The following is a 13,615-nucleotide window of genomic DNA, read 5'->3' as shown; positions in this document are numbered from 1 at the left end:
ACGAACCCTCGTGGTCGGGCCTTTCAATCCCAAGGACGGCCGCTCGGGGCGAAAGTTTAGAGGTGGGACGAAAGAAATCTCATGAGCAACGATGCACTCTTCGGCATCCATGGCGCCGCGCTGGAGCTTCGGTCCCAGCGCATGGCGATGCTCGCCTCGAACATCGCCAACGCCGCCACCCCCGGCTTCAAGGCGCGCGACTTCGATTTCGCCAAGGCGCTCGACAGTGCGACCGGCACGAACGCCCAGTCCACCTCGGATGCCGCTCAGGATGCGCTCGGCTATCGCGTGCCCGTCCAGGCGTCGATCGATGGCAACACCGTCGAGCTGCCGGTCGAGCAGACCAAGTTCGCCGAGAACGCCGTCGCCTACAAGGCGACGCTCACCTTCCTGCAGGGCCGTGTCGACACGGTGATGCAGGCGCTCAAGGGAGATAGCTGATGAGCGGCTCCATGTCGGTCTTCGACATCGCCAGCCGGGCGATGTCCGCGCAGGTCGTGCGTCTCAACACGGTCGCGTCGAACATGGCCAATGCCGGTACCGTCTCGACCACCAAGGAAGGCGCGTTCCGCGCGCTGAAGCCGGTGTTCTCGCAGGTGTCCGACGCGCCGGGCGTGTCGACCGTGCGCGTCGACCAGGTCGTCCAGTCGAACACCGAGCCGACCCGCCGCCACGATCCGTCCAACCCGCTCGCCGACAAGAATGGCGACGTCTGGGATGCGGGCGTCGATAGCGCGGCGGAGCTGGTCGATATGATCGACACCCAGCGCCAGTACCAGAACAACGTCCAGGTCATGCAGACCGCCAAGACGCTGACCCTCGACACTCTGCGGATCGAAAAATGACCAGCACCACCAGCACCACCAGCACCAATCCGTTCGCGAGCATCACCCCGCCCGCGGCGGCCGCCTCCACGGCGAGTTCGGGCATCGACCAGGCGGGTTTCCTGAAGCTGCTCACCACCCAGATGACGCAGCAGGATCCGACCGCGCCGATGGACACGAGCACCATGGTGCAGCAGCTCACCGAGATGTCGACCGTCTCGGGCATCACCGAGATGAACCAGTCGCTGAAGGACATGACCACCGAGCTGACCGGCAACCGGATCGGCGACGCGGCGAGCTGGATCGGCAAGAAGGCGCTGGTGGAATCCTCCACCGCCCAGCCTCTGTCCGACGGCAGCTACGGCGGCGAGATCGCGCTTTCCGACGACGCGACGAGCATGAACCTCAGCCTCGTCGATGCCAATGGCAACACGGTCTGGTCCAAGACCTACAACGGCCAGAAGGCCGGCGTGGTGGATTTCTCGTGGGACGGCAAGCTGCCCGACGGCACCGCCTCCACCGGCCCGCTCAAGGTCGTGGTCTCCGCCGCCACCGCTTCGGGCCAGACCGCGCCCGCGACCGCCGTGTGGGCAACGGTGACGGGCGTCCAGTCGCCCGCCGGCGGCAGCGCCGCGCAGATCTCCACCTCGCTCGGCACCGTCGCTCCCGCCGACGTGCTGAGCCTCTCCTGATCCCTTTTACGACTGAGGAGCTGATCCCATGTCCTTCTACACCTCGCTCTCGGGCCTCAACGCTGCCCAGACCAACCTCAACGTGACGTCGAACAACATCGCCAATGTCGGCACGGTCGGCTTCAAGGCGAGCTACGCGCAGTTCGGCGACCTGATCTCGTCCTCGCCGCAGCAGGCGGCGTCCTCGGTGATCGGCTCGGGCACCAAGCTCAAGGGCGTCACCCAGCAATTCTCGCAGGGCTCGCAGGAGACGACCAGCCAGACGCTCGACCTGATGCTCTCGGGCGGCGGCTTCTTCATCACCAAGTCGGCCGGCACCGGCGCGCAGGTGAGCTACACCCGCAACGGCAGCTTCAGCCCGCTCGGCAACGGCGACGTGGTCGATTCCAACGGCAACAATGTGCAGGTGCTGCCGGTCGATCCGCTCGGCAACGTGACGGCCACCGGCCTCGGCGCGCTCCAGAGCCTCCATATCCCGGCGACCAACGGCAGCCCCAAGGCGACCAGCCAGATGGACCTGTCGATGACCTTCCCGTCGGATGCCGACCTGCCGGCGGACCGTTCGGTCTACACAGCGTCGGAACCCTACAAGTTCGATCCGAAGGATCCGAACAGCTACAACAACGCGACGTCGATGACGGTCTATGACTCGGCCGGCAACGCGATCCCGGCGACGGTCTATTATGTCCGCGACACGGCGCCCGCCGCCGACGGCTCGACCACGACGAGCGACTGGACCGCCCACATGTATGTCGGCGACAAGGAAGTCTTCCCCGCCGGCGCCACGCCGGCCGACACGCCGCTGAAGCTCACCTTCGACGAGAACGGCGTCATGACCGCCCCGAACCCGTCGAACACCGCCTATGACTCGGTCTCGCCGACGGGCGCCGTCGCGCCGCTGACGATCAGCGTCGACTATGGCAGCGCCACCAAGCAGGGCGCCTACGCCTTCTCGGCCGTCTCCTCCTATCAGGACGGCTCGACCACCGGCAAATTCTCCACCCTCGCGATCGACGAGAAGGGCCTGGTCACCGCCTCCTATTCGGACGGCTCGACCATCGCGCTCGGCAAGATCGCGGTCGCCAACTTCAACAATCCGTCGGGCCTGCACCAGGTCGGCAACACCACCTGGACGGCGTCCGGCACCAGCGGCGACCCCGAGATCGGCGAGGCCGGCAGCGACGGGCGCGGCACCATCTCGTCGGGCGAGCTGGAGATGTCGAACGTCGATCTCACCACCGAGCTGGTCAACCTGATCTCGGCGCAGCGCGATTTCCAGGCGAACGCCAAGGCGATCGACACCGACAAGCAGATGATCTCCTCCATCCTCAACATGCAGTGATGATGGCGGCGGGACAGGCACGGGACTGAAACGATGGATCGGCTGATCTACACCTCGCTTTCGGCGATGCGCACCCTGATGCAGAAGCAGGCGATGACGGCGAACAACCTCGCCAACGTCAACACCGTCGGCTTCCGGGGCGATCTCACCAACAGCGAGGCGGTGTATCTGGGCACGGGCGACGGCGCCGTCACCGCGCGCGCCCAGGCGGCCGACAGCAAGGACAGCCCCGACATGGCCGCCGGCGCCAGCGTCTCCACCGGGCGGGATCTCGACATCTCGCTCGATGGGGAGGCGCTGCTCGGCGTCCAGGCCAAGGACGGCACCGAGGCCTATACCCGCCGCGGAGACCTTCAGGTCTCGCAGAGCGGCCTGCTCACCACCGGCGACGGTCTGCCGGTGATGGGCGACAGCGGCCCGATCACGCTGCCGCCGGCCGACAAGGTCACCATCGACAAGACCGGCGTGATCTGGATCGTGCCGCAGGGCGGCGATCCGGCGAACCCGGTGCAGACCGATCATCTGAAGCTCGTCTCCGCGACGGGCTCCCAGATCGCGAAGGGCGAGGACGGGCTCTTCCACGTCGCCAACAACGGCGCCCTGCCCTCCGATCCCAATGCGCGCGTCACCTCCGGCGCGCTCGAAGGCTCGAACGTGAACGTCACCAAGACGCTGACCGACATGATCGATGCGAGCCGCGCCTGGGAAACCCAGGTGAAGATGCTCTCCGGCGCGAAGGAGATGGATACCTCCTCCGCCGAGCTGATGAACGTGCAGGACTGATCGGCCGCCGCCGGCCTGAACAAGGATAGACGACCATGACGAACGCCGCCCTCCATGTCGCCCGCACCGGCCTCGACGCTCAGCAGGAGCGTATGCAGGTCATCGCGAACAACATCTCGAACGTGAACACGACGGGCTTCAAGCGCGACCGTGCGAACTTCCAGACGCTGGCCTACCAGTATCTGACGGCACCGGGCGCGACCTCGTCGGGCGACGACAAGTACACGCAGGGCATGGCGCTGGGCGGCGGCGTGCAGATCACCGGCACGTCGCGCACCGACACGCAGGGCGCGACCCAGCAGACCGGCGGCACATACGATCTCATGATTAACGGCGCCGGCTTCTTCCAGATCGAGCAGCCCGACGGCACCATCGCCTACACCCGCGACGGCAGCTTCACGCTGTCGCCGGAAGGCCAGGTGACGACCGCGGACGGCCGCCCGCTGATCCCGAACATCCAGGTGCCGGAAGGCGTGGACAAGGTGGTGATCGGCGCCGACGGCACCGTGACCGCCACCTCCTCCAGCAACTCCGCGCAGCCGACCGAGCTGGGCAAGATCCAGCTCGCCAGCTTCGTCAATCCGACCGGCCTTCAGGCGATCGGCAACAACCTGCTCGTCGAGACGCAGGCGTCGGGCACGCCTCAGCTCGGCGATGCCGGCGTGGACGGCCGCGGCACGCTCACGCAGGGCTCGCTCGAAGCATCCAACGTCGACGTCACGCAGGAGCTGGTCGACATGATCGAGACCCAGCGCGCCTACGAGGTGAATTCCAAGATGATTAAGGCGACGGACGAGATGCTCCAGTTCGCCAACCAGAACATGTGATCGGCGCAACCGTGACGCTCACCCCCACCCTTCGCGCTTCCTGCACGGCGCTGGCCCTCGTGCTCGTCGCGGCCCCGGCCGTGGCGCACAAGGACAAGAAGCCGAAGATCAGCGAATATGCGCCGACGCTCTCCACGCCGATGCCGACGCCGGTCGCCAACGGCGCGATCTTCCAGGCGTCGATGGGCTATGCCCCGCTGACGTCGGGCGCGCGCGCCGCGATGGTGGGCGATCTCGTCACGATCGTGCTCGTCGAGAGCACGCAGGCCCAGAAGACCAACTCGGCCTCGACCGATCGTTCGGGCAGCATCGGCATCCAGCCGCCGCCGACCGGCCCGCTCTCCTTCTTCAAAGCGAGCGACACGCAGACCGGCGCCAGCAGCACCTTCGCCGGCAAGGGGCAGGCCTCGCAGTCCAACCAGCTCACCGGCGCCATCACCGTCACGATCGCGCAGATCTATCCGAACGGCACCTATCTGCTGCGCGGCGAGAAGCATCTGACGCTCAATCGCGGCGACGAGACGATCCAGATCAGCGGCATCGTCCGCTCGACCGACATCGACTCCACCAACAGCGTATTGTCCACCCGCGTGGCCGATGCCCGCATCACCTACACCGGCAAGGGCGAGATCGCGCGCGCCAGCTCGCAGGGCTGGCTCGGCCGCTTCTTCTCGCGCATCAGCCCGTTCTGAGGATCTGACGTGAAGCGCCTCTTCCTCCTCTTCGCAGCGCTGGTCGGCTTCGCCGCCGCGCCCGCCCATGCCGACCGGATCAAGGATCTCGGCACCTGGCAAGGGCTGCGCACCAACCAGCTCACCGGCTACGGCATCGTCGTCGGCCTGTCCGGCACGGGTGACGACAGCCTCGAATATGCCACGCAGGCGATGAAGGGCGTGGCCTCGCGCTTCGGCCTCCAGATTCCGCCGGGCGTGAACCCGGCCACCAAGAACGCGGCCGCCGTGCTCATCACCGCCGACCTGCCCGCCTTCGCCAAGCCCGGCCAGACGCTGGACATCACCGTGTCCGCGCTCGGCAAGGCCAAGTCCTTGCGCGGCGGCACGCTGGTGATGGCGCCGATGGTCGGCGCCGACGGCCAGATCTATGCAATGGCGCAGGGCAACCTCGCCGTCGGCGGGCTCGGCGTCTCGGCGGCGGACGGCTCGAACGTCGTCGTCAACGTGCCGACCGCCGGCCGCATCCCCGGCGGTGCGACGGTGGAACGCTCGGTCGACGCCGGCTTCGCCACCTCGCCCACCATCAACTTCAACCTCTCCGAGGCGGACCTCACCACCGTCCAGCGTGTCGCGATGGCGATCAATCAGGCGATCGGCCCCGGCCGCGCGCAGGCGATCGACGCCGAGACGGTCGCCGTCTCCGCCCCGCAGGGCGCCGAGAGCCGCACCGCGCTGATGGCCCAGATCGAAGACCTCAACGTCACCCCCGCAGACGCCCCCGCGCGCGTGGTTGTTAATGCCCGGACGGGAACGGTCGTTATCAATGGTGCGGTCCGTATCGCGCCGGCCGCCGTCAGCCATGGCAAGCTGACCGTGAAGGTCGACGAGAAGCCGCAGGTGTCGCAGCCCGCGCCCTTCTCCGGCGGCCAGACCGTGGTGACGCCGAACAGCGCGATCTCGGTGGAGGAGAAGTCGTCGCCAGCCTTCCAGTTCCAGGGCGCCAACCTGGCCGACATCGTGAAAGCGGTGAACGCCATCGGAGCCTCGCCCGCCGACCTCGTCGCCATCCTCGAAGCGCTGAAGCAAGCCGGCGCCATGAAAGCGGATTTGATCATCCTATGATCCAGTCAGTCACCACCACCGCCACGACCGCCACGACGGACCCGAAGGCAGCGAAGCTGAAGTCGGCCGCGCAGGCGTTCGAGGCCGTGTTCCTGCGCCAGATGATCGGCGCGATGCGCCAGGCCGGCCTCGGCGACGGGATGCTGGACAGCGACGCGTCGAACCAGTTCCGCGACATGGCCGATTCCAAGCTGGCCGATTCCATGTCGCAGAAGGGCGTGCTCGGCATCGCCGACATGCTCATCAAGCAGATGACCCCGATCGTCGAGCATGAAAGCGGGACGGCGGCCACCAGCGGAGCCAAGGCATGAGCGACCTCCTCGGGATCGGCGCCTCGGGCGTCGCCGCCTACAGCAACATGCTGTCGGCGATCGGCAACAACGTCACCAACGCGAGCACGCCGGGCTATACGCGCCGCTCGGTGACGTTCGCGCAGAACACGTCTGCCAACGCGACGAGCCTCTATTTCACCAGCCGTCCCGAGTTCAGCGGCGTGTCGACTGTGGCCGTCACGCGGTCATGGAACGATTATCAGGCGGCGGTCGCCCGCACGGCCGCCGGCGAGGCCGGCCGCGCCGACGCGCGCGCCACCTGGCTCGGCAATGCGGAAAGCGCGCTCAACGACACCGCCACCGGCGTCGGCCAGAGCGCGACGGCCTTCTTCAGCGCGGGCAACGCCCTCGCCGCAGATGCCGGCAACACCGGCAACCGTCAGGCCTTCCTGAACGCGCTGAACCAGACCGCCTCGGCCTTCAACACCACCGCGAACGCGCTCGCGCAGACCTCCGCCGGCATCGCCACCGCCGCGCAGACCAGCGTGCAGACGGTCAACTCCGATCTCGACGCGCTCGACAAGGTGAACGCCTCGCTCAACCATCAGGTGGCCGGCTCCTCGGCACAGGCCGACCTGATGGACCAGCGCGACCGCATCCTCGACGATCTGTCGAGCCAGATCGGCATCAACGTGAAGCTCGACGACAGCGGCGTCGCCACCGTCACGCTCGCCAATGCGAGCAGCATCCAGCTCACCGCCAGCATCGGCAACAGCAGCTCGCAATTGCCGGGCACGCGCTTCATGCTCGAACAGGGCGACAATGGCGCGCTCCAGCTTTCCGCCGTCACCGCCGGCAAGCCGCAGGCGATCGCCGCGCCAGGCGGCGAGCTGGGCGGCCTGGTGGAGAGCGCGCAGACCGTCACGGACCGGCGCAATTCGCTCAACAAGATGGCCACCGATTTCGTGAAGTCGGTGAACGACTGGCAGGCCGCCGGCCTGAACCCGGCCGGCACGGCGGGCGTGCCCCTGCTGAGCGGCACCGACGCCGCCTCGATCACGCTCACCACCAACGATCCGAGCGCGATCGCCGCCGCGTCGTCGACCGCCAGCAACGGCAATCTGCTCAACCTCTCGTCCCTGCGCGGAGACAGCGGCCTCGAAAAGACGTGGGCCGGCATGATTACCGATCAGGGCCAGATGGTCTCGGCCGCCCAGTCCGAGAACACCGCCACGGCGGCGGCCAGCAACTCCGCCTTCGCCGCGCGGGACTCCCTGACCGGCGTCGACCTCAACACGGAGGCCGGCGAGATGATCCGCTATCAGCAGGCCTATAGCGGCGCCGCCAAGGTGATCCAGGTCGCCAAGGATACCATGCAGTCGATCTTCGATCTGTTCTGAGGGATTTGAACGATGCTCAACACCCAGTACAGCCTCCAGTCGGAGATCGCGCGGCAGCAGGCGCTCGAATCCCAGATCGCCCAGCTCCAGACGAATATCTCGTCGGGCATCCAGGTGCATGTCGCCTCCGACGATCCGCAGGCCGCCGCCCGCATCGCGCAGATCGGGCGCCAGCAGGCCGACGAGACCGTCTATTCCACCAACGTCAAGCAGGGTCAGGCGATCACCTCGCTGCTCGATACCAATCTGAGCGGCGTGCAGAACGCGCTGGTGCAGGCCAAGACGCTGATGCTCCAGGCCTCCAACGGCACGATGAGCGACAGCGACCGGCAGGCCATCATCACCTCGTTGCAGGGCCTCCAGCAGGATCTCCAGAACTTCTCGACCCAGACGGATTCGAGCGGCAACGCCCTGTTCGCGAAGAATGGGCAACCCACGCAGATCCCCATCGGCAGCAACACCACCGTCGCCGCGGCGGACAGCTATGACGACGTGTTCGGATCGGTCACCCTGTCCAAGGGCACCAATGCCGGCAGCACCGTCAGCATCGACGACATCATCAGCGGCGCGATCGCCGGGCTCCAGCAAACCGATCCCACCGCGCAGCGGCAGGCGATGGATGACTCGATGAACGCGCTCGACGATGCGGCCAGCCATATCTCCATGGCCCAGTCCGACCTGGGCGTGCGCGAGGGCCGGTTCAACGCCGCGAGCGATGCGCTGGCCACCTCGGCGACGGACCTCAAGGCCGAGCGATCGGGCCTCGAAGATACCGACGCCACCGCTGCTTATGCGGAAATGTCGAGCAAGATGACGATCCTGAACGCCGCCCAGTCGGTGCTGGCGTCGATGAACAAGGTGTCGCTGTTCGACAAGATCAGTTGATCGCAAACGCACCGCAAAACGCGGTGAACGGCGCGTTAGCTTAGGATTTCGTTTTCGATTGGCCGCTATCCTTGGGTCCACAGGGAAAGCGGGCGATGGGCGTCCGGCCCGGAATGTGCGTCAACGCGGGAGTCAGTGGCCTTATGTTCGCAGCGATCGGCCTGATCGTGCTTCTCGTCATGGTGTTCGGCGGCTTCGCCTTCACCGGCGGCGATCTGCACCCGATCATGGAGGCCGTGCCGCACGAGATGATTATCATCGGCGGCGCCGCCGTCGGTGCGATCATCGCCGGCAACTCGATGAAGGAGCTGAAGCAGTTCGGCGCCGGCATCGGCAAGATCTTCAAGGGTCCGAAATACAAGAAGCAGGACTATCTCGACGCGATCTTCCTCGTGTCGACGCTGATGAAGATGCTGCGCACGTCCGGCCCGGTCGCGGTCGAGCCGCATATCGAAGACCCGAAGTCCTCGACGGTGTTCGCCGACTATCCCAAGCTGCTCAAGGACGACACGCTCGTCCACCTGATCTGCGACACGCTGCGCCTCGTCGTCGTGTCGTCGGGCACGCTCGATCCGCACGCTGTCGAGGAGGTGATGGACAACAGCCTCAAGACCCACCATCACGACGACATCCGCCCCGCCGACATGCTCCAGAGCCTGGCCGACGCGCTCCCCGCGCTCGGCATCGTGGCCGCCGTGCTGGGCGTGGTGAAGACGATGGGCTCGATCGACAAGCCGCCGGCGATCCTCGGCGCGATGATCGGTTCGGCGCTGGTCGGCACCTTCATGGGCGTGCTGCTCGCCTATGGCATCGTCGGCCCCTTCGCGTCGCGCTGCCGTCAGGTGGTGGAGAGCGACGCGGCGATCTATCATGTGGTGAAGCAGATCATCATCGCCTCGCTCCACGGCCATCCGCTGCCGCTGGTGATCGAGGCGGCGCGTTCCTCGATCAGCCACTCGAACCAGCCCGCCTTCGCCGACGTCTTCGACGGTATGCGGGGCCGTTAAGCGATGGCGAGCGCCGCCCCCAAGCGCGCCCGGCCGGAAGCCGAGCCCGCCAAGATCATCATCGTCAAGAAGATCGTCGGCGAAGGCCATGGCGGCCATCATGGCGGCGCGTGGAAGGTCGCCTATGCCGATTTCGTGACGGCGATGATGGCCTTCTTCCTGCTGCTGTGGATTCTCGGCGCCACCACCGAGAAGCAGCGCAAGGGCATCGCCGACTATTTCTCGCCCACGCTCGTCGAGATGCGCGAGAAGTCGGCCGGATCGAACGGCGCGTTCGGCGGCGACAGCATCATCGCCAAGGACAAATACGCGCACCGCGCCTCGCAGACCGGCTCGAAGAGCATCACCATCCCCAAGGACGCGACCGGCGGCCCGAAGGAAGGCGCCGCCGCGATCCGCACGCGCGACCGCGAGCGCTTCCGCCAGCTCAAGCAGAAGATCGAGCTGAAGATGCAGGCGAACAAGTCGCTCACCGGCCTCGCCCCGCATGTCCGCTTCACCGAGACGCCGGACGGCCTGCGCATCGACATCGTCGACGGGGCGGACTTCTCGATGTTCGCGCTCGGCTCGGACGTGCTCGTCCCCCGCGCGGCGCAGCTTATCGGCGAGGTGGCGGACACCATCGCGGGCGTGCCCAACGGCGTGATCGTGCGCGGCCACACCGATGCCCTCCCCTATGCGGCGGGACGTCAGGTCAACAACTGGACGCTCTCCTCCGCCCGCGCCGAAGCGACGCGCAAGCGGCTGGCGGATGGTCATGTCGCGCCGGATCGCTTCGTCCGCATCGAAGGCGTCGCCGATCGCGAGCCGTTCGTGCCGCAGGACATGTACGATCCGCGCAACCGCCGCATGTCGATCACGCTCGCCTGGACGCCCGGCGGCGCCGACGATGCGCAGGTGCAGGCGATGCAGACGAAGGTGGGCGCCGGGGCCGCGCCGGACGACGGGGATCGGCGGGGCTTCGACGCCCATTGAGGGCGGCCCCATGCCTCCCCGTGATGGAGCAGCCTAGCCCTTCGGGATATCGCCCCATGCTCTGTCGCCAGAAGCGGCGGAAAACCGGCATATCGGCGGATATCCCAACATCGGATTCGTTTCCGACGATGCATGTCCCATGGAGAGGGCCGCCCCGAATTGGCACAGACGCCCGGTGAGCCGGTAGACCGGTAAGCACATGTCGTTACGCTTGGGCGTCGGGGGGCTCCTTCGCGTGACGCGGACTGCCGATCGGCCCTTGGGCGAGTTTCTGCATATCCGGCCGGCCGAAGGGGCAGCCGCCGGACAATGGCCCGGCGCGGTGCGATCCGTCCGCCCGCCGGGAGAAGGCGGGGGAGAAGGACGCCGATGTTGGAGAAAATGAAGCGGACGCTGGAAGGCGTCTTCTCCGGCTGTCACGGAATTCCGGCACCCGAGCGCAACGCGCCCCGTCTTTCGATCGCGAGCGCCCCGGATCATGGCCCCTCGCCCGAGATTGTCGATCATCTGCGCGCGCAGGGCGTGTCCAGCAGCTTCTGCCTGCATGGCGCCTGCATCGGACCCGACCCCCGGCCCGGCCCGCTGACGAACGACGGGGAGGCTCTCTATGTGCCGGGCTATGACGCGTTCGGCATGGATCGGATTCCGCCCGAACCCTTCTTCGCCAGGCCGGATCGCGACGACGATCTCATCACCCGCCTCCAGCCGGAGCCGACGCCCTGTTTCGTGCGCCTGCCCCATGGCGGCGGCCATCACATGCTGCGCGTGCATCGCCTGCTCCGGGATCGCCTGTCGGACTGGCTGCTGGTCCACTGGGCGGGTTCGCCCGATGCCCCCTCCCCCGCGCCTGGATATGAGGATGAGCAGGATCTCGTCGCCCGCTGCCGGGAAGCCGCGAAACGGACCTTCGCCGATCACCGCATCTCCGGTGCCATCATCCTCATGTACGGCGATCCGGCGGACATGAACGTGTCGCTCACGGCGCAGGTGGCGCCGCTGCTGCTGCGCGAGGTGCTTTCCGGCGCGCACCATCCGCATTGGACGGTGATCGGGATCGGCGCCCCCGTCCCCGCCTGAAATCCTGTGCGGACGGGCGCATCGTCCCGTATCGGAACAATCATGCGCCCAAACGGCACATAATCCTGTCCGCAGGAGCGATATCCTGTGGGAGCGTGTCGCTCCAAGACCGCGCACGGAAGTGGCGTCCAGGGCGATCATCGCCGCGGGCCTTCCTGCGACACGGCGGAACGCGCGGCGTGCGAAGCCATGAAGGGGGCGCACCCATGGGCCAAATGCGGATCACGATCGTCTCGAATTGCGAGCTTAGCCGCGAGGGGTTGAAGCGCCTGATCCTCTCGAACGGGCTCTCGGCGGCATGCCTCTCCTTCGTGGAAGCGGGGCGTCTTCCCCTCGGGCAGGACGATCCGCATCACCTCCTGCTCGTCGAGGCCGACGGCGAGGACGGCGCGCTGGCGATGGGGCTCCGGCACCGGGGGCGCTTCCCTCTCTCGCCGATCGCGCTGCTCTGCCCGGATTTCCGGCTGGCTTTCGTGAAGAACGGCCTCGCCGCGGGGATCAACGGCTTCCTGACGCGCGACATGCCCTTCGCCGCGCTGCTCCACAGCCTGCGCCTGATCCTGACCGGGCAGAAGATATTGCCGACCCGCTGCATCGAGCATCTGATGGGATCGGACGTCTCCGTCCTCCCGCCCGACTGGAACGAGATCGCCGATCATCGGCAACTCTCGCAACGGGAGGTCGGCGTGCTGCACTGCCTGATCGAAGGGGACGCCAACAAGGTCATCTCCCGCCGCCTGAACATCGCCGAGCCGACCGTGAAGGTCCACATCAAGGCGATCCTGCGCAAGCTCCACGTCGGCAACCGCACGCAGGCGGCGGTGTGGGCGGTCAGCCGGCGGGCGACAGGCTGAGCGGCCTCACGCGTCGCCGCAGGCCGCCAGGCTATGCTCCTCCAGCAGCCCCTGATTGACGACCCAGATCGCCGCCTGCGTCCGATTGAGCACATGGAGCTTCCGCAGGATCGCCTTCACATGCACCTTCACCGTCGCCTCCGCGATGCCGAGCTTGCGGGCGATCACCTTGTTGGCATCCCCCTCCACCAGACAGCGCAGGATGCCGATCTCGCGCTCGGAGAGATTGTTGCGGGTTTTCACGTCGTCCCACTTCGCCACGGCGGCGACATGGCCGTTGGAGGCGAAATCCTCGACGAATTCGGTGGGAAGAATCTTCTCCCCCATCGACACCAGTTCGAGCATCAGGATCAGCGGCTCATAGGAGACCTGCCGCGCCAGATAGCCGTCCGCGCCCATGGTGAGCGACCGGCGAACCGTCGCGGTGTCGCAGCCGTCGCCGATGAGGACGATGCGCGCGGCCTTGAGCTGTTCCCGGATCGCGGCGCAGGCCATCAGCCCCGCCTCCGCCGACTGGGCGTCGACGATGACGACATGCTCCGGCTCGTCGTCCAGCTCGCCGGCCACCCGGCCGATCTCGTCCACCGCCCGGCAGCGCGTTTCGAACCCGCCTTCCACGAGAAGGCGCTTCAACCCCTCCCGAGCGATCTCATTATCCCCAAAGAGCGAAATGTGCGCAGATTTGGCCATGCCAACCCCCGGAATGACAGCCCACTGACGCGCTCCGCAACACTCCATCAACCGACCGACATCATGGAGGTTTCTGGTTCGCCCTCCGAAAGTATTAATATACTCGGAGCCCCCCGAGTAACAAGGCGCTAACCAACCAATCTGTCACAAGTGCCCACATCCGGTACAAATCATTTGGCCTTTGGTCTAAA

General features: G+C 66.8%; 16 protein-coding genes. 15 read left to right on the top strand and 1 reads right to left on the bottom strand.

Annotation, left to right across the window (positions count from 1 at the left end; translation table 11 throughout):
* Window positions 1–81: 81 nt before the first annotated feature.
* The 15 genes from flgB (at window position 82) to FHS98_RS01550 (ending at window position 12,734) form a co-directional block, all read left to right on the top strand.
* Window positions 82–441, top strand: coding sequence for a flagellar basal body rod protein FlgB (gene flgB / locus FHS98_RS01620; RefSeq protein ID WP_167098815.1), 360 nt, complete (start codon window positions 82–84; stop codon window positions 439–441).
* Window positions 441–845 carry a flagellar basal body rod protein FlgC gene (gene flgC, locus FHS98_RS01615; protein ID WP_019833840.1) on the top strand — a complete coding sequence of 135 codons (405 nt, stop codon included), beginning with the start codon at window positions 441–443 and terminating at the stop codon, window positions 843–845. Before flgB ends, flgC begins: the two co-directional genes overlap by 1 nt.
* On the top strand, window positions 842–1,516 hold the full coding sequence (locus FHS98_RS01610) for a flagellar hook assembly protein FlgD (protein ID WP_167098813.1): 675 nt from the start codon (window positions 842–844) through the stop codon (window positions 1,514–1,516). The genes flgC and FHS98_RS01610 overlap by 4 nt, the downstream gene beginning before the upstream one ends.
* A gap of 28 nt (window positions 1,517–1,544) precedes the next feature.
* On the top strand, window positions 1,545–2,858 hold the full coding sequence (locus tag FHS98_RS01605) for a flagellar hook protein FlgE (RefSeq protein ID WP_167098811.1): 1,314 nt from the start codon (window positions 1,545–1,547) through the stop codon (window positions 2,856–2,858).
* Window positions 2,859–2,891: 33 nt separating this feature from the next.
* A complete protein-coding gene (locus FHS98_RS01600; RefSeq protein ID WP_167098808.1) occupies window positions 2,892–3,641 on the top strand; it encodes a flagellar basal body rod protein FlgF in 750 nt (249 codons plus the stop codon).
* A gap of 35 nt (window positions 3,642–3,676) precedes the next feature.
* A complete protein-coding gene (flgG, locus tag FHS98_RS01595; RefSeq protein ID WP_167098805.1) occupies window positions 3,677–4,468 on the top strand; it encodes a flagellar basal-body rod protein FlgG in 792 nt (263 codons plus the stop codon).
* Window positions 4,465–5,160 carry a flagellar basal body L-ring protein FlgH gene (locus tag FHS98_RS01590; RefSeq protein ID WP_341786008.1) on the top strand — a complete coding sequence of 232 codons (696 nt, stop codon included), beginning with the start codon at window positions 4,465–4,467 and terminating at the stop codon, window positions 5,158–5,160. Before flgG ends, FHS98_RS01590 begins: the two co-directional genes overlap by 4 nt.
* A 9-nt stretch (window positions 5,161–5,169) precedes the next feature.
* The gene (locus tag FHS98_RS01585; RefSeq protein WP_167098802.1) at window positions 5,170–6,264 is read left to right on the top strand and encodes a flagellar basal body P-ring protein FlgI; all 1,095 of its coding nucleotides are present in this window, start codon (window positions 5,170–5,172) and stop codon (window positions 6,262–6,264) included.
* On the top strand, window positions 6,261–6,575 hold the full coding sequence (locus FHS98_RS01580; protein WP_167098799.1) for a rod-binding protein: 315 nt from the start codon (window positions 6,261–6,263) through the stop codon (window positions 6,573–6,575). The genes FHS98_RS01585 and FHS98_RS01580 overlap by 4 nt, the downstream gene beginning before the upstream one ends.
* Window positions 6,572–7,936, top strand: a complete 1,365-nt coding sequence (flgK, locus tag FHS98_RS01575) for a flagellar hook-associated protein FlgK (RefSeq protein ID WP_167098796.1) — start codon at window positions 6,572–6,574, stop codon at window positions 7,934–7,936. The genes FHS98_RS01580 and flgK overlap by 4 nt, the downstream gene beginning before the upstream one ends.
* A 12-nt stretch (window positions 7,937–7,948) precedes the next feature.
* Window positions 7,949–8,821, top strand: coding sequence for a flagellin N-terminal helical domain-containing protein (locus FHS98_RS01570; protein WP_167098793.1), 873 nt, complete (start codon window positions 7,949–7,951; stop codon window positions 8,819–8,821).
* 143 nt (window positions 8,822–8,964) lie between these two features.
* Window positions 8,965–9,828 (top strand): flagellar motor stator protein MotA, encoded by an 864-nt coding sequence (gene motA, locus FHS98_RS01565; RefSeq protein ID WP_167098790.1) that lies wholly within the window; start codon window positions 8,965–8,967, stop codon window positions 9,826–9,828.
* 3 nt (window positions 9,829–9,831) lie between these two features.
* The gene (locus tag FHS98_RS01560; protein WP_167098787.1) at window positions 9,832–10,803 is read left to right on the top strand and encodes a flagellar motor protein MotB; all 972 of its coding nucleotides are present in this window, start codon (window positions 9,832–9,834) and stop codon (window positions 10,801–10,803) included.
* A 369-nt stretch (window positions 10,804–11,172) separates the two neighbouring features.
* A complete protein-coding gene (locus FHS98_RS01555) occupies window positions 11,173–11,880 on the top strand; it encodes a hypothetical protein (protein WP_167098784.1) in 708 nt (235 codons plus the stop codon).
* 206 nt (window positions 11,881–12,086) lie between these two features.
* Entirely contained in the window at window positions 12,087–12,734 is a 648-nt protein-coding gene (locus FHS98_RS01550) for a LuxR C-terminal-related transcriptional regulator (RefSeq protein WP_167098781.1), read from the top strand.
* Between the two features lie 6 nt (window positions 12,735–12,740).
* Here the strand turns inward: FHS98_RS01550 and FHS98_RS01545 are convergent, their stop codons facing one another.
* On the bottom strand, window positions 12,741–13,367 hold the full coding sequence (locus FHS98_RS01545) for a response regulator transcription factor (protein ID WP_167098778.1): 627 nt from the start codon (window positions 13,365–13,367) through the stop codon (window positions 12,741–12,743).
* Window positions 13,368–13,615 lie beyond the last annotated feature (248 nt).

The organism is Sphingomonas oligoaromativorans (assembly GCF_011762195.1).
GTDB classification, from domain to species: Bacteria; Pseudomonadota; Alphaproteobacteria; order Sphingomonadales; family Sphingomonadaceae; genus Solisphingomonas; species Solisphingomonas oligoaromativorans.
The sequence above is the reverse complement of the archived record's forward strand: the minus strand, read 5'-3'. Positions and strand labels throughout refer to the sequence as shown.